Origin of the sequence: Pluralibacter sp. (assembly GCF_019237635.1) — a bacterium.
Lineage (GTDB): Bacteria > Pseudomonadota > Gammaproteobacteria > Enterobacterales > Enterobacteriaceae > Enterobacter_B.
In genome coordinates this window covers 13,709-35,776 of record NZ_JAFAGS010000078.1, presented here as the reverse complement: position 1 = coordinate 35,776, position 22,068 = coordinate 13,709, and the positions used below count along the sequence as shown (strand labels likewise).

The 22,068-nt window shown below is 50.5% G+C and carries 20 protein-coding genes, 1 tRNA gene and 4 pseudogenes; 12 read left to right on the top strand and 13 right to left on the bottom strand.

Translation table 11 applies throughout. The features are described from left to right. From JO226_RS09495 to JO226_RS09485, 3 genes and pseudogenes are all read right to left on the bottom strand, one after another. Window positions 1–465: pseudogene (locus JO226_RS09495) on the bottom strand (hypothetical protein); the annotation flags it as partial. 228 nt (window positions 466–693) lie between these two features. Next, window positions 694–885: pseudogene (locus JO226_RS09490) on the bottom strand (Arm DNA-binding domain-containing protein); the annotation flags it as partial. A gap of 190 nt (window positions 886–1,075) precedes the next feature. Continuing rightward, entirely contained in the window at window positions 1,076–2,176 is a 1,101-nt protein-coding gene (locus JO226_RS09485) for a hypothetical protein (RefSeq protein ID WP_293548108.1), read from the bottom strand. A 258-nt stretch (window positions 2,177–2,434) separates the two neighbouring features. Between JO226_RS09485 and JO226_RS09480 the strand changes: the two genes are divergently transcribed. Next, a complete protein-coding gene (locus JO226_RS09480) occupies window positions 2,435–3,040 on the top strand; it encodes a sce7726 family protein (RefSeq protein WP_293548105.1) in 606 nt (201 codons plus the stop codon). On the opposite strand, the gene JO226_RS09475 is transcribed toward JO226_RS09480, so the two are convergent. The 5 genes and pseudogenes from JO226_RS09475 to JO226_RS09455 all read right to left on the bottom strand — a co-directional run bounded on the left by JO226_RS09475 (window position 3,026) and on the right by JO226_RS09455 (window position 6,650). Further along, window positions 3,026–4,096: a hypothetical protein gene (locus tag JO226_RS09475; protein WP_293548103.1), complete on the bottom strand. Its 1,071-nt coding sequence runs from the start codon at window positions 4,094–4,096 to the stop codon at window positions 3,026–3,028. The genes JO226_RS09480 and JO226_RS09475 overlap by 15 nt on opposite strands. Continuing rightward, window positions 4,086–4,628, bottom strand: a complete 543-nt coding sequence (locus JO226_RS09470; protein WP_293548100.1) for an ImmA/IrrE family metallo-endopeptidase — start codon at window positions 4,626–4,628, stop codon at window positions 4,086–4,088. The genes JO226_RS09475 and JO226_RS09470 overlap by 11 nt, the downstream gene beginning before the upstream one ends. Window position 4,629: 1 nt before the next feature. Then, window positions 4,630–5,298, bottom strand: a complete 669-nt coding sequence (locus JO226_RS09465; protein ID WP_293548097.1) for a hypothetical protein — start codon at window positions 5,296–5,298, stop codon at window positions 4,630–4,632. Between the two features lie 340 nt (window positions 5,299–5,638). After that, window positions 5,639–6,367, bottom strand: a pseudogene (locus tag JO226_RS09460) (tyrosine-type recombinase/integrase); the annotation flags it as partial. Between the two features lie 198 nt (window positions 6,368–6,565). Then, a tRNA-Leu gene (locus tag JO226_RS09455) sits at window positions 6,566–6,650 on the bottom strand. A 243-nt stretch (window positions 6,651–6,893) separates the two neighbouring features. On the opposite strand from JO226_RS09455, the gene JO226_RS09450 reads away from it, so the two are divergent. From JO226_RS09450 to JO226_RS09425, 6 genes and pseudogenes are all read left to right on the top strand, one after another. After that, a complete protein-coding gene (locus JO226_RS09450; RefSeq protein ID WP_293548094.1) occupies window positions 6,894–7,907 on the top strand; it encodes an HNH endonuclease in 1,014 nt (337 codons plus the stop codon). Next, window positions 7,907–8,485 (top strand): bifunctional 2-polyprenyl-6-hydroxyphenol methylase/3-demethylubiquinol 3-O-methyltransferase UbiG, encoded by a 579-nt coding sequence (locus tag JO226_RS09445; RefSeq protein ID WP_293548091.1) that lies wholly within the window; start codon window positions 7,907–7,909, stop codon window positions 8,483–8,485. Before JO226_RS09450 ends, JO226_RS09445 begins: the two co-directional genes overlap by 1 nt. 100 nt (window positions 8,486–8,585) lie before the next feature. Beyond that, on the top strand, window positions 8,586–9,605 hold the full coding sequence (locus JO226_RS09440) for an NAD(P)-dependent alcohol dehydrogenase (protein WP_293548088.1): 1,020 nt from the start codon (window positions 8,586–8,588) through the stop codon (window positions 9,603–9,605). Window positions 9,606–9,812: 207 nt separating this feature from the next. After that, complete coding sequence (locus JO226_RS09435) at window positions 9,813–10,184, top strand: hypothetical protein (RefSeq protein ID WP_293548085.1); 372 nt, start codon at window positions 9,813–9,815, stop codon at window positions 10,182–10,184. Next, the gene (locus tag JO226_RS09430; RefSeq protein ID WP_293548082.1) at window positions 10,181–10,399 is read left to right on the top strand and encodes a hypothetical protein; all 219 of its coding nucleotides are present in this window, start codon (window positions 10,181–10,183) and stop codon (window positions 10,397–10,399) included. Before JO226_RS09435 ends, JO226_RS09430 begins: the two co-directional genes overlap by 4 nt. A 523-nt stretch (window positions 10,400–10,922) precedes the next feature. Beyond that, window positions 10,923–11,048 (top strand): annotated as a pseudogene (locus JO226_RS09425) (helicase HerA-like domain-containing protein); the annotation flags it as partial. A 38-nt stretch (window positions 11,049–11,086) separates the two neighbouring features. Here the strand turns inward: JO226_RS09425 and lptG are convergent. Both lptG and lptF read right to left on the bottom strand, forming a co-directional pair. Further along, complete coding sequence (gene lptG, locus JO226_RS09420) at window positions 11,087–12,169, bottom strand: LPS export ABC transporter permease LptG (protein ID WP_293548079.1); 1,083 nt, start codon at window positions 12,167–12,169, stop codon at window positions 11,087–11,089. Further along, window positions 12,169–13,269 (bottom strand): LPS export ABC transporter permease LptF, encoded by a 1,101-nt coding sequence (gene lptF, locus JO226_RS09415; protein ID WP_293548077.1) that lies wholly within the window; start codon window positions 13,267–13,269, stop codon window positions 12,169–12,171. Before lptF ends, lptG begins: the two co-directional genes overlap by 1 nt. 266 nt (window positions 13,270–13,535) lie before the next feature. Here lptF and pepA point away from each other — a divergent pair, with 266 nt between their 5' ends. The 4 genes from pepA to JO226_RS09395 all read left to right on the top strand — a co-directional run bounded on the left by pepA (window position 13,536) and on the right by JO226_RS09395 (window position 18,982). After that, window positions 13,536–15,047, top strand: coding sequence for a leucyl aminopeptidase (gene pepA, locus JO226_RS09410; protein ID WP_293548075.1), 1,512 nt, complete (start codon window positions 13,536–13,538; stop codon window positions 15,045–15,047). 121 nt (window positions 15,048–15,168) lie between these two features. Beyond that, window positions 15,169–15,612, top strand: coding sequence for a DNA polymerase III subunit chi (gene holC, locus JO226_RS09405; RefSeq protein WP_293548072.1), 444 nt, complete (start codon window positions 15,169–15,171; stop codon window positions 15,610–15,612). Continuing rightward, on the top strand, window positions 15,612–18,467 hold the full coding sequence (locus JO226_RS09400; protein WP_293548070.1) for a valine--tRNA ligase: 2,856 nt from the start codon (window positions 15,612–15,614) through the stop codon (window positions 18,465–18,467). Before holC ends, JO226_RS09400 begins: the two co-directional genes overlap by 1 nt. A gap of 11 nt (window positions 18,468–18,478) precedes the next feature. Beyond that, entirely contained in the window at window positions 18,479–18,982 is a 504-nt protein-coding gene (locus tag JO226_RS09395) for a GNAT family N-acetyltransferase (protein WP_293548067.1), read from the top strand. 10 nt (window positions 18,983–18,992) lie between these two features. Here the strand turns inward: JO226_RS09395 and miaE are convergent, their stop codons facing one another. Both miaE and rraB read right to left on the bottom strand, forming a co-directional pair. Then, window positions 18,993–19,751, bottom strand: coding sequence for a tRNA isopentenyl-2-thiomethyl-A-37 hydroxylase MiaE (miaE, locus tag JO226_RS09390; RefSeq protein WP_293548064.1), 759 nt, complete (start codon window positions 19,749–19,751; stop codon window positions 18,993–18,995). A 56-nt stretch (window positions 19,752–19,807) separates the two neighbouring features. Continuing rightward, the gene (gene rraB / locus JO226_RS09385; RefSeq protein WP_293548062.1) at window positions 19,808–20,230 is read right to left on the bottom strand and encodes a ribonuclease E inhibitor RraB; all 423 of its coding nucleotides are present in this window, start codon (window positions 20,228–20,230) and stop codon (window positions 19,808–19,810) included. A 163-nt stretch (window positions 20,231–20,393) separates the two neighbouring features. On the opposite strand from rraB, the gene argF reads away from it, so the two are divergent. Continuing rightward, window positions 20,394–21,398: an ornithine carbamoyltransferase gene (gene argF, locus JO226_RS09380; RefSeq protein WP_293548059.1), complete on the top strand. Its 1,005-nt coding sequence runs from the start codon at window positions 20,394–20,396 to the stop codon at window positions 21,396–21,398. A gap of 43 nt (window positions 21,399–21,441) precedes the next feature. Here the strand turns inward: argF and JO226_RS09375 are convergent, their stop codons facing one another. Beyond that, on the bottom strand, window positions 21,442–21,894 hold the full coding sequence (locus tag JO226_RS09375) for a YhcH/YjgK/YiaL family protein (protein WP_293548056.1): 453 nt from the start codon (window positions 21,892–21,894) through the stop codon (window positions 21,442–21,444). Between the last annotated feature and the right edge of the window lie 174 nt (window positions 21,895–22,068).

The following is a 22,068-nucleotide window of genomic DNA, read 5'->3' as shown; positions in this document are numbered from 1 at the left end:
ATTTTTATTTGTTTTTTCTGTAAAAAACTTTGAAAACTCTTTCTGAAAAACAGATTTTATCCCATCCTTCTTATACGCATATAAAAGACATATACCCTTTCTTGATTCCAAAGGAATATAAAATCTAAAATAATAATTCTTAACATCAGCATGATTTTCTTCCTTTGAAAACGCTAATTGATTATCATCTGTGTTAATTATATCATTTTTGATACCATAATGACCTAAACTCATCCAGCCAGAAATAACTCTTTCTTGGGATTTTGAAGTGACATGATGGAACTTATATGTTTCCTTGCTATTATCAATTTTTTCAAAATCCTTATGTAAGGAGGTAAATTGTTCAATTAAATTAAATAAATCATACTGTCCTATTTTGTTTAAACAATCGTAACGTTCCTCAACATTTTTCGATTTATTATTCTCATTATAACAACGAATGAAGTAAGGGGCTAATGAGTACATTACACATCCTTATAGAAGACTTTATTTATCACTGCATTATGTAATTACGTAAAGCTTTACCTAAAACCCATAACAATGAGCAAGCTAACAATAACCAAACTCAAACATCACCTTGATACTCTTTTACTCGCAGTCTATGGATTTTAACTCAGACTGCCATTTATAACACTAAGTAAAATAATGGTAAATATATTTTTTTGTACAAACATTGTCTTTTATTATAGCACTTGCATCAGCAAGAGACACTTCAGGATAAACACCCAGTGCCAGCATCTTTTGCTTTCCGCCAAAGCGGTATTGCAAACGCCAGTATTTTGAACCATTTGGGTGGACAAGAAGATGCATACCATTGCCATCGGTCAGCTTATATTGCTTGTCCGTTGGCTTGGCTGTTCTGACTTTGATATCCGTTAGAGCCATGCTTATCTCCTCCCTGTTGGTATAAGCATTATCGAACCGGAAATACCATCATCTGTACCAACATGTGTTGGTAGATGTACGTTGAAGTCGGTTGACCTTGAGAGAGTTAATATAGCGCGAAAAGTAGGTAAATGCTGGATTTCAAGCACAAAAAAAGCCGCCCTTGAGCGACTTGACTCCATCTGTATGTTTAGTCCACAAAAGTCCCACTCGAAAGAAGCTCTTTCACGAAGTCTCTGCTTGCTTCAATGGCAATCCGGTGGCGTTTTTCACTTTCCCGCATGCGCTTGTGTTCTTCAATAAATGCTTCCATTTTGGCATTATTATCATCTTCATTTTCAGGTCCGCAGATCATACCCCCAGAAGTGATATGATGAGAATTTGAATCTCTCAATGCTCTCGCCAGTTTCCCATCTATGGTTAAGGCAGCTGAAGCGGGGGCATAGCGAGAGTGACTTTGATTAGAGAATTGACTGTGAATATTACAGTTTGTATAAATATCTAAATCTGCAAGCCCCATCAAATTTCCTTTTGAAGTTAATTTTAGAATTTGAGTAAATAAAAAATCTTTCTCATTATTGAATGTATTGATGAAATCTCTGTCGTTACTTTCGCACTCAATAATATATTTGTGTATATACTGAGTAAAGAATTGACTTGATTTGACTTCGTCAAAATATTCAAGCCCTAAAGGATAAAAAAGCGCATCAGCTGCAAAAGCAGGTGGGACTAATATGTATTCTGTGCCAATTATAGGGAATCCAGCCACACCAGAGCCAGCACGCTGAACGAAGTTCATATGCCAGTTTTCATTTTGATATGCAATCAAAGTTTTTTTTATTTTTTTAGCATCATTTTCAATCAATTGTAAATATTGCTCGGCCCCCTGATATGTCTCAATGCCATCAAAGAATAACTTTGAGCCCAACTCTTTCTCTATCAGATTTTTTAATTCTTTAAATTTAATCCAGTGCTCATGAGTGCTTTTTAAGTTTTTTTGTCGAAGATATTCATAAAATACACTCGGCCTTACCACCAGATCAAAATGAAAAGGTAGCTTCTTTATGAGTTTAAATGCCAGAAGGATAGACAGGAGTCCTTCTGAGACGTTCCCTTGCCGGTATGACTCTAGGCGCATGATTATGTTGGAATCTAATACTAACCTGTACGGACCTTCAAGAATTACTGCACTTTCAATCTGATTGAATAAGGAAGAAAGGTTCTGAATGAATGTGTTTTTGCTTTTTTGCTTCAGTGCCTTAAACTGCATTGCAATTTCTTGTATTTCCATATCTCAAATTCCCACTATAAATAATTGTTAATTTTAAGCATGATTAACCTTACTCAATTACGTCTGAAGTTGCCACTTTGAATGAGGGAAAGATAGAGGGGCACAGCTAAAAATGTCTATAAACAGGAACCTCATCCCTTAAAGATAAAAGCAGGTTATTTACATATGTTAATTCAATGGGTTGTTTGCAACTTAATACTACCACTGTATAAATAAACATGCTACAATAAGTCCTTTCACAGCTAAAGAGTATTCAGAATGGATGAACTAGATTTTAAAATCAAAATAATGGAGTTCTTTAGCAATACTTCAGATAAAATTATAAACTTCGAGTTTCCTTTTGATTATAATAAAAGGAGGTGTGACGTTCTAATACTAGAGAATAACAATACGACTGCCATTGAGATAAAAAGCAATGTTGATAAGCTTACAAGTCTTAAGGAGCAGCTTTTTTCTTATTATCAGGCATTTAATACGGTTTATGTTGCTTGTGGCGAAAAGCATATTCATGAAATTAAATCAATTAGAGGTAGATTTGGGATTATTTATATCGATAATAACGAAACCAAAATTATAAGAAAACCAAGATACAGAAAAATACTTAACAGTCGTATGATTTTAGATATGCTGGATAAAAATTTTTTAGCAAAAGAAACACAAATTAAAATAGCAAACAAGCAACAGCTAATTGAAAAAATATTAGCTAAATATACCCCATCAGAAATTCAAAACATTTACTATACTGTTTTGAAAAGCAAAACCTCACCGATATATAATATATTCTTAAAAGAAAAAGGAGGGGTTATAACCCGAGAGGATATTTCCCTCCTAACATTAAAAAGTACAAAGTTATCCATTAATTAATGCCATTCGAGACATATGAATATTTGATCGCACAGATATCCAATAAGACGGACTTTTTCCTCCTGGATCTCCAGCACTCGTCTTCCTAATTTCAGTCATTCCCCAACATTTGAGAGTATCTATTTTAAAATGAGTCAGCAAAGTAATCCTTTTTGCACACTCGATATAACCACCTTCCTCACGACGATTTCTAGAAAAGTAAATCATATTTGAAGTTGGATAATCTATTCGCGGGATCCAGTTATAAGCTTTACTTTCATTTCTATTGGGATGAATGCAGGCATAATCACCGAAAACTATTGTTTTTTTAATACCTAAAACTTTTAATCCTTTGACTACTTTTTCGAAAAGCGGCAGCGTTTGAAGGGGAAAGCTATTATTAAACTTATCTCCCGATACCTTTTCTAAGGTAGAGGCTGGAAATGAGGATGATGCAAATACAATTTTTCCATAAAAATTATCGGGTAACTCAGAATAAAACTCATAAATAATGTTCAGCAGAGGAGAGACATCACTTATTTCATCAAAGATATATCCCCCATCAAAAATTAAACATCCAATATCTGTATGATTTTGACGAATGAATTTTCGTAATGTGAAAAATAAATCATCCAGATCAGGTTCACATATTGGAATTCTTACAGCTATTTTTTTTACTGAGGTACATAATTGCTCTGACTCAAGAAGTAAATCGTCTAATGTGCTATCGGGATAAGCTATAAGAACAGGAACCACATTCAAATTATTTGAACGTACATCTGAAATAAAGTTACACCAATTTTCAAAACCATTTGCATCTGATTGAAATGATTCAATCTGTTCATTTGATAATGACTCAATACTGGTTAAATCCAAGATGAATTCATTTGTTCCAATAAGTTCTTTAATTTCGTCGATTTTTCTATATACACAACTTTCTTGGTTATTTTTGCTTTTCCTAGATTTAGTTAATTCTAAGATTGGTGTAAAATTCTTCCACGTATTAACATCTAATTTTTTTAATGCACGCATTTCTGCTATTGTAGTTTTTAATATTGGATAATAATTAGTAGGCATAATAATTCCTTTTTACCATTTCCACTCGGACTTTAGCTGCAAGTGCAGAAACATTAAAATGGTCAGCAATGTTATCGATATCATTAGATTTTTGCATGAATGATATTAGCTCTTCTTTTGGCATTAAAATAGCACCCGCAAAATTATTAGCCTCATATTCCATTGAATTCATATCTTTCCCACGGTACAGAGATTTATCAGTAAATAAATTACTTTGATTGCGATGTAAAAAATAATGACCTAATTCATGTGCCAGTGTAAACCGCTGTCTCTTTGGATGATGGAGAGCATTAACACTTATTTCCCAAACACCACTTTTATTCTTTTCTAGTTTTCCTGAAATATCGTTATCCATAATAACCCTATTCAGTTTAATTCCTAATTTATGGATAAAAGTATCAAGATCAAACGGAACAGTAGTAATACCCATGCTACTTGCTAATCTAATCACGGATTCTGGATTAGTTAAGTTAGCAGCAGCAATAGACTTACTATCACTAGGGTTAGCAGTTTTTCTTCTTAGAATAGCCATATTACCCCCTATTTCCCGGCTGAATGTGAGCTACAGCAATTTCCTCAGCTTCGCCCTGTAAATCAGGATCACTTTCCGGCGATAGTAATGATACAGCCTCTTGTAGACTTTGAATTTGGGCAGATAAAGATGCAATCTGATCGTTCATCTCTTGTTTAACTTGCTCAATATCATCATCTAGCATCATCCTTTCTAATTCAGAACTAACCGCATCCGATGCAGCCGAATTACTTAAGCGAGCCATTTCCTCTGAAAAGCCTCGGTCATTATTGAAAAAATAGCCAACCTTTTCTTTAATTGTCTGATCAAAGCGATCCTCAGTATTCATTTTTATATAAAACACTGCAAATACGCATGCAAAAGTACAAAAGAAAATTAATATAGTAATTGTATTAGCATAATAGCTGCCGACCCTTTCAAGCAAATCGTTGCTGCTAAAAACATAACCTTTAGACATTAAATTCATTAGCAATTTTCTATCCTTCAATGAAGCTGAAGTTAAATTATCACTAAATAAAAAATGTTTCCCTGCATTAAAATATTCCTTAAGAGGATTTTGGAAGAAATAAGCTGTTAAAAACAAAACAATTGACACCACAAAGATGGCGACTAAAATCACACACGCGGATTTAAATCCTTTTTTGCACACATCTAGCGCCCAGCCTGCCATACAAAACCCTCAAAAAAATCCCTTTTACTATTATACCACAATAAAATAAAGATGTGTAGAAAATGAATTATATATCCATTGGTTTTACTAAGTACAAACGTAATGGCAGCTATTTTATATTCGCTGCCATAAAAGAATAAGATCCTGTTTTTACCAAAACTACTAAAGGCTAATAAAACATTAGTTATATGATGGTGTTTTTACATTACAACATGATTTATCTTTATCAATAAATAACGCCAATAAAGCTTTAGGTTAAAATTATTTCATTGGGTTATTGAGCTTTGCCAAATCATAAGGTGAAGCTACTGTATTGTATAAAGCATCTAGGTAGTCCGCCCAGTTCACTTGAACGGATAAAGGCTAACAAGCTAAGTTCGACAGCAAGTCGGGTTAACGGTCTGCCAGAGTAGTGATCAATGCGGTGAAGTAATTCGGGAATACGTTCAAGGCCCAGAGCCGCACGGTGCTTTCTTTTCGCCGTAGCAACCGCACCGGCAATCTCTTGAGCGGGGTTGTAGTCGATTAACCCACTCTGAACGGCAAAGCGCATAATCGCAGTAGTCCGCTGCTGTAAACGGGCGGCGACTTCAAGACGCCCAGATGACTCCACAGCTTTGATGGGCACAAGCAGATCTCGCGTCTTCAATTCAGCAATGTTCCGCTTACCGATAGCAGCGAAGAGATTATCTTCCAGGCTTTTCAATACACGAGCACTATGCGATGCCGACCACTTCTGATTACTGGCATGCCAGTCTCTGGCGACCACCTCAAACGTTATCGCCTCTTGCTCCTGCTCTACCTTAACGGCTTTCTTGTTCTCACTGGGATCGACACTGTTTGCTAACAGCTTACGGGCTTCATCCCGGCGTGCCCTGGCATCCGCCAACGAAACTTCAGGATATTTTCCCAATGCCAGCATTTTCTCTTTGCCGCCGAAGCGATAACGAAGCCGCCAGTATTTGGAGCCGTTAGGGTGAACCAGCAAAACCATGCCTTCACCGTCAGTTAGTTTATAGGCTTTTGCTTCAGGCTTAGCCGAACGAACCTTCACATCACTCAGAGCCATGATGAGTATCCTTTCAAGGGTTCTGTGTGGGTACAAACATTATCGAACCGGGATATACCCGCAGTTGTACCCACATCAGTAAGTTGATGTAGATTGAATCAGGTTGACTTAGGTTGAGTGAAAAAGCGAGGAAAGCCTTGCGAATACTGGATTTCAGGCACAAAAAAAGACGTCCGTTGACGTCTATTGATGTTCCGATGGTGCCGAAGGCCGGACTCGAACCGGCACGTATTTCTACGGTTGATTTTGAATCAACTGCGTCTACCGATTTCGCCACTCCGGCACGGAAGGGGATGCTGATAGCGGGTTGCATTATACCTGTTGCAGATACCCGCGCAAGCTTTCACCCGTCTAACTCCTTCTGAACGCCGAAAAAATCGACACTCGTCTCACCGTCCTGCCCTGCTCTGGAGTGCACCTCGCAAAACGCTGCAACGTGACGGCAGCGGTTTACATTTTCCGCCACTTGTTATCTGATCCAGTTACTGGTCTTCACCATTCACCACATCCATAGTTCGGGACGGGCATGCGTTTCTATCAGGTTGAACCCACGCTGGAAAACTACTGGCGCGGCATAATCCTCTTTGGCAAAAATGTCGCTTCCTACAAGTTCGCGCTGGCAAGCGCGCTGTATGAGGTGAAGCGCGACGGCAGCGATCTGGTTCTGCTGGAGGATCTCGCGCTGCCGTTCAGTGCGCATCTGTGCCGCCATCTTCAGCATGCGCCAAAACAGGTGACGTCGAGGAGCAGCAAGTTTCTTGCGGCCTGCGTGCAGTTCAATGATAACGAAGTGAGTCTGGATGACCTGCGGTCAATCACCGTACGTCGCGGCTTCGACAACGTGATTGATGCCTTCCACAATGTGAACAATGGCGAAATCGACAAGCGCTTTTTTATCGACGAGCGCAAAACCCATAAAGGTATTCGCCTGACGGATAATTTTTACCGTTTAACGGAGCGGTTACAGTTTCAGAACCTGGCTCACGAGACCGAGGCCCGCTGGCGTCTGGTCGAGCAGGCGTGGGCGATGAACGTCTCGCGCAACCTGATTGCCGTGGAGTACGATGCGCAGGAACAGCAGCTCTTTAGCCTCACCCGCGACCGCCGCGTTACGATCACCAGTTGCAGGGACAGCCTGAATGGCTACCAGAAAGGGCGTTGTTTTTACTGCCACGCGCCGGTCAGCCTGCAAACGGGCGACGCCAGTCTGGCGGATGTCGACCACTTCATTCCCTGGCTGCTACGCGATAGCGTGGCGAACATCAACGGCGTGTGGAACCTGGTGCTGGCCTGTAAAAACTGTAACCGGGGCAAGCTGGGGAAATCCTCCCACGTTCCTTCAATGACGCTGTTAGCACGGCTGCATGCCCGCAATGAATACTTTATTAATAGCCATTTACCGCTGCGCGAAACGCTGATCCAACAGACGGGAAAAACGGAGCCGCAGCGGCGTGACTTTCTCAATCAGGTCTGGAACACTGCGCAGCAGACACTCATTCACCAGTGGGAGCCGCAGGCCGTCGGGCCGGGTATATTCTGATGAGCATTCGCTATTACCAACAACACGCCGAGAGCTTTTTCACCGCGACGGTCGATGTCGATATGCGCTCGCTGTATGCACCGTTTATCGCGCTGCTGCCTGCGCAGGGCACGCTACTGGATGCGGGCTGCGGTTCGGGGCGTGACAGCAAAGCGTTTAAAGCGATGGGCTATGACGTGGAAGCGTTTGACGCCACCGCAGAAATGGTCGCGCTGGCCGCCGAACATACGGGCATCCCGGTCCGGCTGCTGACCTTCGCCGCGCTGAACGACGCCGAACGCTACGACGGCATCTGGTGCTGCGCCTCGCTGCTCCACGTTCCTTCTGATGAGTTGCCGGAAGCCATGCAAAAGCTGGCGGATGCCCTCAAACCCGGCGGCGTGTGGTATGTCTCGTTTAAATACGGCAATGGCGAACGCGAAAAGGATGGCCGACATTTTACCGACCTCAACGAGCAAGCACTCGAAAAGCTGGTGAGCCCTCTCGCAGGCATCCGTATTCACGCAATGTGGCGAACGGAAGATAAGAGGCCGGACAGAGACGAAATCTGGCTGAACGCGTTGTTGCGTAAGGCGTAGCGATCGCCGTACTCCCCCCCCTTACCGCCACCTTCTGCCAACACGCCCAGTTCAGGGATGCTCTACACTTCCAGTTCAACACCACAAAGGGGGAAGTGCGATGTCGATGATAAAAAGCTACGCCGCCAGAGAAGCTGGCGCCAGTCTCGAACCCTGGGAATACGATGCGGGCGAACTCAGGGCGGATGATGTTGAAGTTCAGGTGGAATACTGCGGGATCTGCCACTCGGATCTGTCGATGATCGACAACGAATGGGGCATGTCGCAATACCCGCTGGTCGCCGGGCATGAGGTGATTGGCCGCGTGGCGGCGCTGGGCACCGCGGCGCAGAACATAGGCCTGAAGATAGGCCAGCGCGTGGGCGTGGGCTGGACGGCGCACAGCTGCGGGCACTGCGACGCCTGCATCAGCGGCAACCAGATCAACTGCCTGGAAGGCTCCCTGCCGACCATCATGAACCGCGGCGGCTTCGCCAATAAGCTGCGCGCCGACTGGCAATGGGTGATCCCGCTGCCGGAAGGGATCGATTTCGCCTCCGCAGGCCCGCTGCTGTGCGGCGGTATTACCGTCTTTAAACCGCTGCTGATGCACCATGTGACCGCCACCAGCCGCGTCGGGGTAATCGGTATCGGCGGCCTGGGGCATATCGCCATCAAGCTGCTGCGCGCGATGGGCGCGGAAGTCACCGCCTTCAGCTCGAACCCGAGCAAACAACAGGAAGTGCTGGCGATGGGCGCGGATAAGGTGGTAAACAGTCGCGACCCCGAAGCGCTAAAAGCGCTCGCCGGGCAGTTTGACCTGATCATCAACACCGTCAATGTCGATCTCGACTGGCAACCCTATTTTGACGCGCTGGCGCATGGCGGCAACTTCCACACCGTCGGCGCGGTGATGAAGCCGCTGGCGGTACCAGCCTTTACCCTGATTGGCGGCGACCGCAGCATCTCCGGCTCGGCCACCGGCAACCCGGCGGAGCTGCGCACGCTGATGAAGTTCGCCGGACGCGCGAAGGTCTCGCCAACGACGCAGGAGTTCCCGATGTCGCAAATCAACGAGGCGTTAAAGCACGTGCGCGAGGGGAAAGCCCGCTACCGCGTGGTGTTGAAAGCGGATTTCTAAGCGTTGCATCACCCGGCAGCCTGCCTGCCGGGATTACCACAGAGCCCTCTATGCATAGTTGGCATTAATAAATAAATGCCTTTCGTTTGTTAATGGAATAATTAACTTTGTAGAATTTCTTAATCGCCATTTTTCTGAGAAAATTATCACATAACACACTCTGCAAATATTCTGAAATCCAGCATCACCTTATGTGCAGAGGCTGTTATGACAATCAGTAGTGATGCAGATACCATAGCAAACAGAATTGCTGACATGATCCTGTCGCCAGAAACCATCGAGGGAATGATTAATGGGGCATTAACGGTTCCGCTTGACCTTGGTTATCTGGCAGTAGGATATTTTAATACGGATTCACGTTTCTCTCACCAGACAATGCGAATCCGTATGGCGGAAGTGATTCACAATGACATACTCAGTTATGACCACATCACACATGCCGCCAATATTGTTTTTAATGAATTTAATAAACGTCTTACAACAAGCCAGCAAGACAATATTTACAGGCATGCCGCATCCTCCGTCACCGGTCGTATAAGCGCAACACAGTTGCTTTCAGTTATTGGCGCTGCGGTATGAGTGAACGCTCAATCGGTAAATCAGAAGATCTTGAACCCGAAGCCCCTGAGATTTATGGCCTGCTCCGCCCACACGATTACGACCTTCTCTACTTCCTTTTTGAACCTGCTGTCAAACCGCTCATTGAAGCCGTTCATCTGGCAAACACTCGGGGACAGCCTTCTTTTAACGAGATCGTGAAGAATATCGAGGACAAACTCAATGCCTTGTCATAAGCGTCCTCTTACCACTATCAGAAGCATTTTCTTTCTGCTGCTCTATACCATCAGCACCATCTGGAATTTCTTTGAGCCTGTACTGTTGGTCTGCGGTTTAATCGCATGCATTATCTTGCCCGTTTACTGGCCTGTGAAGTTTGCTTTTGCGGTGCTATGGCTCGTTATGTTCTCCCTCATTTCAAAATTCATTGACGTGATGGCCACCTATCGAAACAAAGATAAACACCCTGATTAAAGAAAGGAATATCTATGTCTAATCCAGCATATTTATGGTGAACAGATGAACGACGAATCTATTCAGTGGAAATATGTAGACGGAAACATTGTCTTCAAGGATAGCTGGAACGAATACTGTGTAGCATGAATCATTTCTCTCCCTTCGCAGACCTGCTTTCCGGCTCTCTCTCGCTGAAAGGGCCATCATCCTGCCGTAAACTCCAGAATTAACTGAATCACTTCCCATAAGGTTGCCTGTACTGCACGCAGGATAAATAACGCTTTTTACTGCCAGGCGAGGCGCCTCGATGAGAAAGTCAGCCCGACGGTGGTCGAGCGCGTGATGGTGATAGCTCCCTGCTCACGCATGGGACCGGTCACCGACGACGAACGTAACGGCCTGATTAACCACTCGCCGCTCTACGGTAAAATGGCAGCTCCTGAGCTGCCATTTTTAGAACGTTACCGCTAGCTGCGGCGAATCATCAGCCACAGACTTATCAGGAAGAAAGTCGCGCTCGGCAGCAGCGCGCCGACAATCGGCGGGATGCCGTACACCAGCGTCAGCGGGCCGAAGATCTGGTCCAGCACGTAGAACACGAAGCCGAAGCTAATCCCGGTAATGACCCGAACGCCCATCGGGACGCTACGCAGCGGCCCGAAGATGAACGACAGCGCCATCAGCATCATCACCGCGACAGACAGCGGCTGGAACACTTTGCTCCACATGTTGAGCTGGTAGCGTCCCGGATCCTGGCCGCTGGACTTCAGGTATTTCACGTAGTTATGCAGACCGCTAATCGACAGCGCATCCGGGTCCAGCGCCACCACGCCAAGCTTGTCCGGGGTGAGGTTGGTTTTCCAGGTGCCGCTGACGGTCTGCGAGCCGGTTATCTGCTGCGGATTGGTCAGGTTGGATTCATCCACCTGCGACAGACGCCAGACCTTTTTGTCCGCGTCGAACTTCGCCGAGGCCGCATAGCGCACCGACTGCAGGCGGCGCTTATCGTTAAAGGCATAAATGCTGATGCCGCCAAGCTCGTCGGCGCCTTTGATGCGCTCAATATAGATATAGTCGTGGCCGTCTTTCGCCCACATGCCCTGCTGGGTCGACAGCAACGAACTGCCGTACATCGCCTGGGCGCGCAGGTTACGCGCCATCTGCTCGCCCTGCGGCGCCACCCACTCGCCGATGGCCATGGTCAGCAGCACCAGCGGGATCGCGGTTTTCATCACCGAAATGGCGACCTGCATACGGGTAAAACCCGATGCCTGCATCACCACCAGTTCGCTACGCTGGGCCAGCATCCCCAGGCCGAGCAGCGCGCCAAGCAGCGCCGCCATCGGGAAGAAGATCTGCACGTCTTTCGGCGCGCTGAGCAGGGTATACATCCCCGCGCCCATTGCGTCGTAGCTCCCCTGCCCGGCTTTTTTCAGCTGATCGACAAACTTGATGATGCCGGAGAGCGACACCAGCATGAACAGCGTCATCAGGATGGTGGTAAGAATGGTTTTGCCGATATAGCGGTCAAGTACGCCAAATGCCTGCATTATACCGCTCCTTTACCGCTGATACGTGCGCGTACGCGGCGCATCGGCACCGTGTCCCACAGGTTGAGAGCCACCGCCAGTGCGAGGTAGAGCAGGTTGACCACCCACATCCATACCATCGGGTCGAGCTTGCCTTTTTCGCCATTAGACCGGATAGAGGTCTGCAACAGGAAGAACACCAGATAGAGCAGCATCGCCGGCAGCATCGACAGCACGCGGCCCTGGCGCGGGTTGACCACGCTGAGCGGCACCACCATCAGCGCCATAATAAAGACCGTCGCCACCAACGTTAAGCGCCAGTGCAGCTCGGCGCGCGAGCCGTTCGTGCTGGTGTTCCACAGGGTGTTCATGTTCATCTGCTCGGTGTCGCTGGGGTCCAGCGAGACGGTCTGATGTCCAATAATGGCCTGGTAGTTTTTAAAATCGGTGACACGAAAATCGCGCAGCATAGCGGTCCCCTCAAAGCGGGTTCCCTCGTTGAGGTGCACCACCTGTGAACCGTCTTTCTGCTGGGTGATATTGCCGGAGTCCGCCACGACGACCGACGGACGCGCGTTGCCTGTGGTGCGGATCTGCGCCAGGAAGACGTCGCGGAATTTTTTCCCGTCGACGCTCTCGATAAACAGCACCGAGTTGCCATCGCTGGCCTGCTGGAACTGCCCTTGCGCCAGCGCCGCCATGCCGGGGTTCGCTTTCGCCTCAGCCAGCACTTCATCCTGATGGCGGGAAGACCAGGGGCCAGCCCACATCACGTTCACCGCGGCAATGATGCTGGTGAACAGCGCAAGGATCATCGCGGCTTTAATCAGGACGCCTTTGCCCAACCCGCAGGCGTGCATGACCGTAATTTCACTTTCAGTATACAGTTTGCCCAGCGTCATCAGCAGACCGAGAAACAGACTGAGCGGCAAGATAAGCTGCGCCATTTCCGGGACGCCGAGACCCAGCAGTGAAAGCACCAGGTTTGTCGGAATTTCGCCATCTACCGCCGCGCCGAGGATCCTGACCAGTTTTTGACAAAAGAAGATCAAAAGCAGGATGAAGAGGATCGCCAGTTGGCTTTTGAGCGTTTCCCGTACAAGATATCTTATGATTATCACTATAAATACGCCCGTAAAACCCGTATTGTTGCAGGAATTTAGCTTGTTTCATGGCTTCAACGTCATTTATTCTCTTTAGTCGTCGAAAACATCGCTAAGATTATATGACTCAGCGGCTTCACGATTCAGAACACGTTCTGACAAGCCAACATCGTAATAACGTTAAGATTAACACGAAGTCACCGCAACAGCGGGCATGAGTTACGAAAGCTTGCAATTCTATCCGTAGCCACCGCCGTTGTCTTTAAGATTCAGGAGCGTAGTGCATGGAGTTCAGTGTAAAAAGCGGTAGCCCGGAGAAACAGCGCAGTGCCTGCATCGTTGTGGGCGTCTTTGAGCCGCGCCGTCTCTCCCCGATCGCCGAACAACTCGATAAAATCAGCGACGGTTACATCAGCGCCCTGCTGCGCCGCGGTGAACTGGAGGGTAAACCCGGCCAGACTCTGCTGCTGCACCACGTGCCGAACGTGCTGTCCGAACGCATTCTGCTGATTGGCTGCGGCAAAGAGCGCGAGCTCGACGAGCGCCAGTACAAGCAGGTTATCCAGAAAACCATCAACACCCTGAACGACACAGGGTCTATGGAAGCGGTCTGCTTCCTGACCGAACTGCACGTCAAAGGCCGCAACAACTACTGGAAAGTACGCCAGGCGGTTGAAACGGCGAAAGAGACGCTGTACAGCTTCGATCAGCTGAAAACCAATAAAAGCGAGCCGCGTCGCCCGCTGCGTAAAATGGTATTCAACGTGCCGACCCGCCGCGAGCTGACCAGCGGCGAACGTGCGATTCAGCACGGTCTGGCGATCGCCTCCGGCATCAAAGCGGCGAAAGATCTCGGCAATATGCCGCCGAACATCTGTAACGCCGCCTACCTCGCCTCCCAGGCGCGCCAGCTGGCGGATCAGTACAGCAAAAACGTCATCACCCGCGTCATCGGCGAGCAGCAGATGCGCGAGCTCGGCATGCACTCTTATCTGGCGGTCGGCAACGGCTCGCAGAACGAGTCGCTGATGTCGGTTATCGAATATAAAGGCAACCCGTCGGAAGACGCGCGTCCGATCGTGCTGGTCGGCAAAGGGCTAACCTTTGATTCCGGCGGCATCTCCATCAAACCGGCCGACGGCATGGACGAGATGAAGTACGACATGTGCGGCGCGGCGGCGGTCTACGGCGTGATGCGCATGGCGGCCGAACTGCAGCTGCCGCTGAACATCATCGGCGTGCTGGCGGGCTGTGAAAATATGCCGGGCGGGCGCGCCTATCGTCCGGGCGACGTGCTGACCACCATGTCCGGCCAGACGGTAGAGGTGCTGAACACCGACGCCGAAGGCCGTCTGGTGCTGTGCGACGTGCTGACCTACGTTGAGCGTTTCGAACCGGAAGCGGTGATCGACGTGGCGACGCTGACCGGCGCCTGCGTGATTGCGCTCGGCCACCATATCACCGGCCTGATGTCGAACCACAACCCGCTGGCGCATGAGCTGATCGGCGCCTCCGAGCTGGCGGGCGACCGCGCCTGGCGTCTGCCGCTGGGCGATGAATATCAGGAGCAGCTGGAGTCTAACTTTGCGGATATGGCGAACATCGGCGGTCGTCCTGGCGGTGCGATTACCGCGGGCTGCTTCCTGTCGCGCTTTACCCGTAAGTACAACTGGGCGCACCTGGATATCGCGGGCACCGCGTGGCGTTCCGGGAAAGCCAAAGGCGCGACCGGCCGTCCGGTGGCCCTGCTGTCGCAGTTCCTGCTTAATCGTGCTGGCTTTAACGGCGAAGAGTAAGGTTGGAATGCCGGATGGCGCTACGCTTATCCGGCCTACAACTGGCACAACACCGTAGGCCGGGTAAGGCGAAGCCGCCGCCCGGCTTAAGCATTTAAAGTGACCACAAGAAACCCCAACTATGAAGAATGCAACGTTCTACCTTCTGGACAATGACACCCATCAGGATGGCCTCAACGCCGTTGAACAACTGGTGTGTGAAATTGCCGCAGAACGTTGGCGCGCAGGCAAACGCGTACTGATCGCCTGTGAAGACGAAAAACAGGCGATTCGTCTGGATGAAGCGTTGTGGACGCGGCCGCCGGAAAGTTTTGTGCCGCATAATCTGGCGGGTGAAGGCCCACGGGGCGGCGCCCCTGTCGAGATAGCCTGGCCGCAAAAGCGCAACAGCAGCCCGCGCGATGTGCTGATTAGCCTTCGTACCGGCTTTGCAGATTTTGCCACCGCTTTCACAGAAGTGATAGACTTCGTACCTCACGAAGATTCTTTGAAACAACTGGCGCGCGAACGCTACAAAGCGTATCGCCTGGCTGGTTTTAACCTGAACACGGCAACCTGGAAATAATGGAAAAGACATACAACCCGCAAGATATCGAACAGCCGCTTTACGAGCACTGGGAACAGCAGGGCTACTTCAAGCCGAACGGCGATGAAAGCAAAGAATCCTTCTGCATCATGATCCCGCCGCCGAACGTCACCGGCAGTTTGCATATGGGTCATGCCTTCCAGCAGACCATCATGGACACCATGATCCGCTACCAGCGCATGCAGGGTAAAAACACCCTGTGGCAGGCCGGTACCGACCACGCGGGCATCGCGACCCAGATGGTGGTTGAGCGTAAGATTGCCGCTGAAGAAGGTAAAACCCGTCACGACTACGGTCGCGATGCCTTTATCGACAAAATCTGGCAGTGGAAGGCGGAATCCGGCGGCACCATTACCCGTCAGATGCGCCGTCTCGGCAACTCCGTGGACTGGGAGCGCGAGCGCTTCACCATGGACGAAGGTCTTTCCAATGCCGTGAAAGAAGTCTTCGTTCGTCTGTACAAAGAAGACCTGATTTACCGCGGCAAGCGCCTGGTCAACTGGGACCCGAAACTGCGCACCGCCATCTCTGACCTGGAAGTGGAAAACCGCGAGTCCAAAGGCTCGATGTGGCACATCCGCTATCCGCTGGCTGACGGCGCGAAAACCGCTGACGGTAAAGATTACCTGGTGGTCGCCACCACCCGTCCGGAAACCCTGTTGGGCGATACCGGCGTGGCGGTCAACCCGGAAGATCCGCGTTATAAAGACTTGATCGGCAAACACGTTGTCCTGCCGCTGGTCAACCGCCGTATTCCTGTCGTGGGCGACGAACACGCCGACATGGAAAAAGGCACCGGTTGCGTGAAGATCACCCCGGCGCACGACTTTAACGACTATGAAGTCGGTAAGCGCCATCAGTTGCCGATGATCAACATTCTGACCTTTGACGGTGATATCCGCGAAAGCGCGGAAGTGTACGACACCAAAGGCGAAGAGTCTGACGTCTACTCCAGCGACATCCCGGCTGAGTTCCAGAAACTGGAGCGCTTCGCCGCCCGTAAAGCCGTGGTTGCCGCCGTTGACGCGCTCGGCTTGCTGGAAGAAATCAAACCGCACGACCTGACCGTCCCGTACGGCGATCGTGGCGGCGTGGTCATCGAACCGATGCTGACCGACCAGTGGTACGTCCGTGCCGACGTGCTGGCGAAACCGGCGGTCGAAGCCGTTGAGAACGGCAGCATCCAGTTCGTGCCGAAGCAGTACGAAAACATGTACTTCTCCTGGATGCGCGATATTCAGGACTGGTGTATCTCCCGTCAGCTGTGGTGGGGTCACCGTATCCCGGCATGGTACGACAACAACGGCAACGTCTATGTGGGCCGCAGCGAAGAGGAAGTGCGCCAGGAAAACAACCTCGGCACCGACATCGCTCTGCGTCAGGACGAAGACGTTCTCGATACCTGGTTCTCTTCTGCGCTGTGGACCTTCTCCACGCTGGGCTGGCCGGAAAACACCGATGCCCTGCGCCAGTTCCACCCGACCAGCGTGATGGTTTCCGGTTTCGACATCATCTTCTTCTGGATTGCCCGCATGATCATGATGACCATGCACTTCATCAAAGATGAAGACGGCAAGCCGCAGGTGCCGTTCCACACCGTCTACATGACCGGTCTTATCCGCGACGACGAAGGGCAGAAGATGTCCAAGTCCAAGGGCAACGTCATCGACCCGCTGGATATGGTCGACGGTATCTCCCTGGCGGACCTGCTGGAAAAACGCACCGGCAACATGATGCAGCCGCAGCTGGCGGAAAAAATCCGCAAGCGCACCGAGAAGCAGTTCCCGGACGGCATCGAGCCGCACGGCACCGACGCCCTGCGCTTCACCCTGGCGGCGCTGGCCTCTACCGGCCGCGACATCAACTGGGACATGAAGCGCCTGGAAGGCTACCGCAACTTCTGTAACAAGCTGTGGAATGCCAGCCGCTTTGTGCTGATGAACACCGAAGAGCAGGACTGCGGCTTCAACGGCGGCGAAATGACGCTGTCGCTGGCGGACCGCTGGATCCTGGCCGAATTCAACCAGACCATCAAAGCGTACCGTGAAGCGCTGGATAACTTCCGCTTCGATATCGCCGCGGGCATTCTGTACGAATTCACCTGGAACCAGTTCTGCGACTGGTATCTGGAGCTGACCAAGCCGGTGATGAACGGCGGTTCTGAGGCTGAACTGCGCGGCACGCGCAACACGCTGATTACCGTGCTGGAAGGTCTGCTGCGTCTGGCGCACCCGGTAATCCCGTTCATCACTGAAACCATCTGGCAGCGCGTGAAGGTCATTGCCGGTATTAACGCCGACACCATCATGCTGCAGCCGTTCCCGGCATTTGACGCCAACCAGGTCGATGAGGCTGCGGCATCTGACACCGAATGGCTGAAGCAGGCGATCATCGCCGTACGTAACATCCGTGCGGAAATGAACATCGCCCCGGGTAAACCGCTTGAACTGCTGCTGCGCGGCTGTAGCGAGGCGGTGGTCCGTCGTGTCAACGAGAACCACAGCTTCCTGCAAAACATGGCGCGTCTGGAAAGCATCAGCGTGCTGCCAGCGGGTGATAAAGGTCCGGTATCGGTGACCAAAATCATCGACGGCGCCGAGCTGCTGATCCCGATGGCGGGCCTGATCGATAAAGCGAGCGAGCTGGACAGACTGGCGAAAGAAGTGGCGAAAGTCGAAGCGGAAATTGGCCGTATCGAAGGCAAATTGTCCAACGAAGGGTTTGTCGCCCGCGCGCCGGAAGCCGTTATTGCGAAAGAGCGCGAGAAGCTGGCCGGTTATGCCGAAGCGAAAGCCAAACTGATTGAGCAGCAGGCGGTTATCGCCGCGCTGTAATGAGTGATGCGATGAGTGTGAATGTTTCTGTAACGGCAACGCTGCGCCGAATCACCGCCACGGATAACCCGGTTATTGCCGGCGTTATCCGCCAGGTGTCGGCGGAGTATGGACTGACCGCCGATAAAGGCTATACCGTGGCGGACCCTAATCTGGACGAGCTGTATGAGCTGTACAGCCAGCCAGGCCATGCCTATTGGGTGGTGGAGCTGAACGGGGTCGTGGTGGGCGGCGGCGGCGTTGCGCCGCTGACCTGCAGCGAGCCAGACATCTGCGAGCTACAGAAGATGTATTTTCTGCCCGCCGTTCGCGGCCAAGGGCTGGCGAAAAAGCTGGCGTTGCTGGCGATGGACCATGCCCGCACTCAAGGTTTCCAGCGTTGCTATCTGGAAACCACCGCATTTCTTAAAGAAGCGATTGCGCTGTATGAGCATCTGGGCTTTGCGCATATCGACGGCCCGCTCGGCTGTACCGGGCACGTCGATTGCGAAGTGCGGATGTTGAAAGCGCTGTAGCGTCTTTTCCCTACGCCGGAACCCCGCTATGAAAGCGAAACTCCGTATCCGGCGTAGTGATAAGTTCCGCCTCAACCTCGCCAAAGAACCGCACCCGCTCGCCGATATCCTCGGCGGAGACCTGCTGCGCCAGCGTCAGGTAATCCTGATAGTGCCGGGCTTCCGAACGCAGCAGCGACAAATAGAATTTCTGCAGGTCAGCGTCCAGATACGGCGCCAGCGCGGCGAAACGCTCGCAGGAGCGCGCCTCGATGTACGCCCCGCAAATCAGCTTATCTATCAACGTCAGCGGCTCGTGCGTCCGCACCGCTTTCAGCATGCCTTTGGCATAGCGGCTGGCGGTGATTTTCACATACGGGATCGCCCGCGCCTGCATAATTTCGCGCACCTGCCAGAAGTGGTGCAGCTCCTCTTTGATCAACAGCACCATGCTGTCGATAAGCGCCTGCCCCCACGGGTCGTCGGTGCGCGGCATCACGCTTTTGCCAATCTGCTTGTGCAGCGCGACAAAATCCGGCTCCGGCCCTTCTCGAAAGGCGAAGGCCTCATAGGGTTGCAGCCACGCCAGCAGCGCATCGGCGCCCTGCTTATCGGCAACATATTTACGCACCAGCAGCATGGCGGTTTGTGCCGCTTTTAGCTCGCAGACCAGGTGGTCGGTCAACAACAGGGGCAAATTGTCCGGATCGCGGGCCTTATCTATCCAGGCTTGCGGGGTTGAGCAGTGCAGGAAGTGGAGAATCGGGGATACTATCTGCGGGTAATCCATGTCTGGCGCCGTTTTCCTTGCGATGCGGCAGCCGCAGCCGCCGCATCGGTTGTTACTTAGTGGCGAACGCCGTCGTCATCTTCGTCGATGTAATCGTCGTCTTCGTCATCACCGTCTTCGCCGTTCGGATCTTCGAAGTAGGTTCCCCAACCGTCGTATTCAACGCCGAATTTTTCCGCCACGTTCATCAGCTGCTCAACCTGCGCATCGATAATGTCAGCATTAAGCGCGCACTCGCTGAGCGCGTCGCAGCAGATAACCATATCACCCTCTTCCACTTCCAGCTCTTCCGGTTCTGTCACTTCGTAACCCAGCTTGAAGACCTCTACCGCCACTTTCTCCAGCGTGTCGAAATCATCGGCGGAGAAATGGTGCTCAATGGTGTACAGCGCATCCGGATCGCTGCCATCTTCCAGTAACTCTTCAATAATCAGACGCGTTTCTTCACGCTGCTCTTCCAGGTGCTCCGGGTTTGCCATAGCTCGTTCCTCATAATGTGCGGCAGATACTTCTATTCTCACATACCGCAGACAATGCCTCCACTTTTCCGATAAAGAATTGTGAATCGGGGTTGCAAATGAATAATCATCCATATAAAGTGAATTTTAATTCAATAAGTGGCCTTAGCCATGTGAGGGAAATATGTCTGCGTTATATCAGAAGCATTTTTTAAAGTTACTGGATTTTACCCCTGCGCAAGTCAACCATCTGCTCGCACTCGCCGCAACGCTCAAAGCCGAGAAGAAAAACGGTAATGAGGTGCCCAAACTGGTCGGCAAAAATATCGCGCTCATCTTCGAAAAAGACTCTACTCGCACACGATGCTCTTTCGAAGTTGCCGCATACGATCAGGGCGCCCGCGTGACTTACCTCGGCTCCAGCGGCAGCCAGATTGGCCATAAAGAATCGATTAAAGACACCGCCCGCGTGTTGGGCCGCATGTACGACGGTATTCAGTACCGCGGTTACGGGCAGGAGATTGTCGAAACTCTCGCTGAGTTCGCCGGCGTACCGGTGTGGAATGGGCTGACCAACGAATTTCACCCTACGCAACTGCTGGCTGACCTGCTGACCATGCAGGAACACCTGCCGGGCAAAGCGTTCAGCGAGATGACGCTGGTCTACGCTGGCGATGCGCGTAATAACATGGGTAACTCGATGCTGGAAGCCGCCGCGCTGACCGGGCTGGATTTACGCCTGGTCGCCCCGAAGGCCTGCTGGCCGGAAGCGAGCCTGGTGGCGGAATGCACGGCGCTGGCGCAGAAGAACGGCGGCAATATTACCCTGACGGAAGATATCGCAGCGGGCGTGAAGGGCGCGGACTTTATCTACACCGATGTGTGGGTGTCGATGGGCGAAGCGAAGTCGATATGGGCTGAACGTATTGCGCTGCTGCGCGGCTATCAGGTGAATAAGCAGATGATGGCGCTGACCGGCAACCCGCAGGTGAAATTCCTGCACTGCCTGCCCGCTTTCCATGATGACCAGACGACGCTTGGCAAACAGATGGCCGCCGAATACGGCCTGCACGGCGGCATGGAGGTCACCGACGAGGTGTTTGAATCCGCCGCCAGCATCGTCTTCGACCAGGCGGAAAACCGCATGCACACCATCAAAGCGGTGATGGTGGCAACGCTGGCAAAATAGCGGTTCCACACGCCCTCTCCGTTTCATGGCGAGGGCGCCTCTCTCACTCCATCTGCATTTTCACCACGGCTTTACGCACTTTCGCCGGGGTGCCCACGGCGCACAGCGGTTTATGCACTTCGCCGGGATAAAACACCACAAAATCCCCTTCGTTAAGCACCACGGTTTTTTCCTGCGCGCCTTGCGCTAAAAAGGCGATGTCCTTATCCGCCAGCCAGTCGGTGTCGGGTTGACCGGCAGGCAATGTGCTGAAAGTCATGCCTTCCTGACCTTTCAGGACAATCTGGATATCCAGATAGCGGGCATGGTATTCCGCGCGGCGCTGAGCGAAGGGCTCGGTAGTATCTTCGGAGATCAGATAAAAGACGCGGCTGCCGTCGATATCGTGCTTGCCGGGCGGCGTGGCGTCGGTCACGTGCGCCTTAATGTGGTCGATAGCCTGACGCAGCGCCTGCGGCAGCCACGGCTGCAGATGGTGGATGTTGCCAACAATCATGGAAAAGTCCTCAATTAAAACAACGTTTCATTTTATGAGTTATACGCCAGATAGTGGCTGCCATACCACTACTTTTTGACGCACTTTTGCGCCAGCGCATGTTTATTACCATCTCTGTTAAAGAGCTGTTAACCCTCCACCGCAGTTTATGCAGGGGTTATGCATAACCTTTAC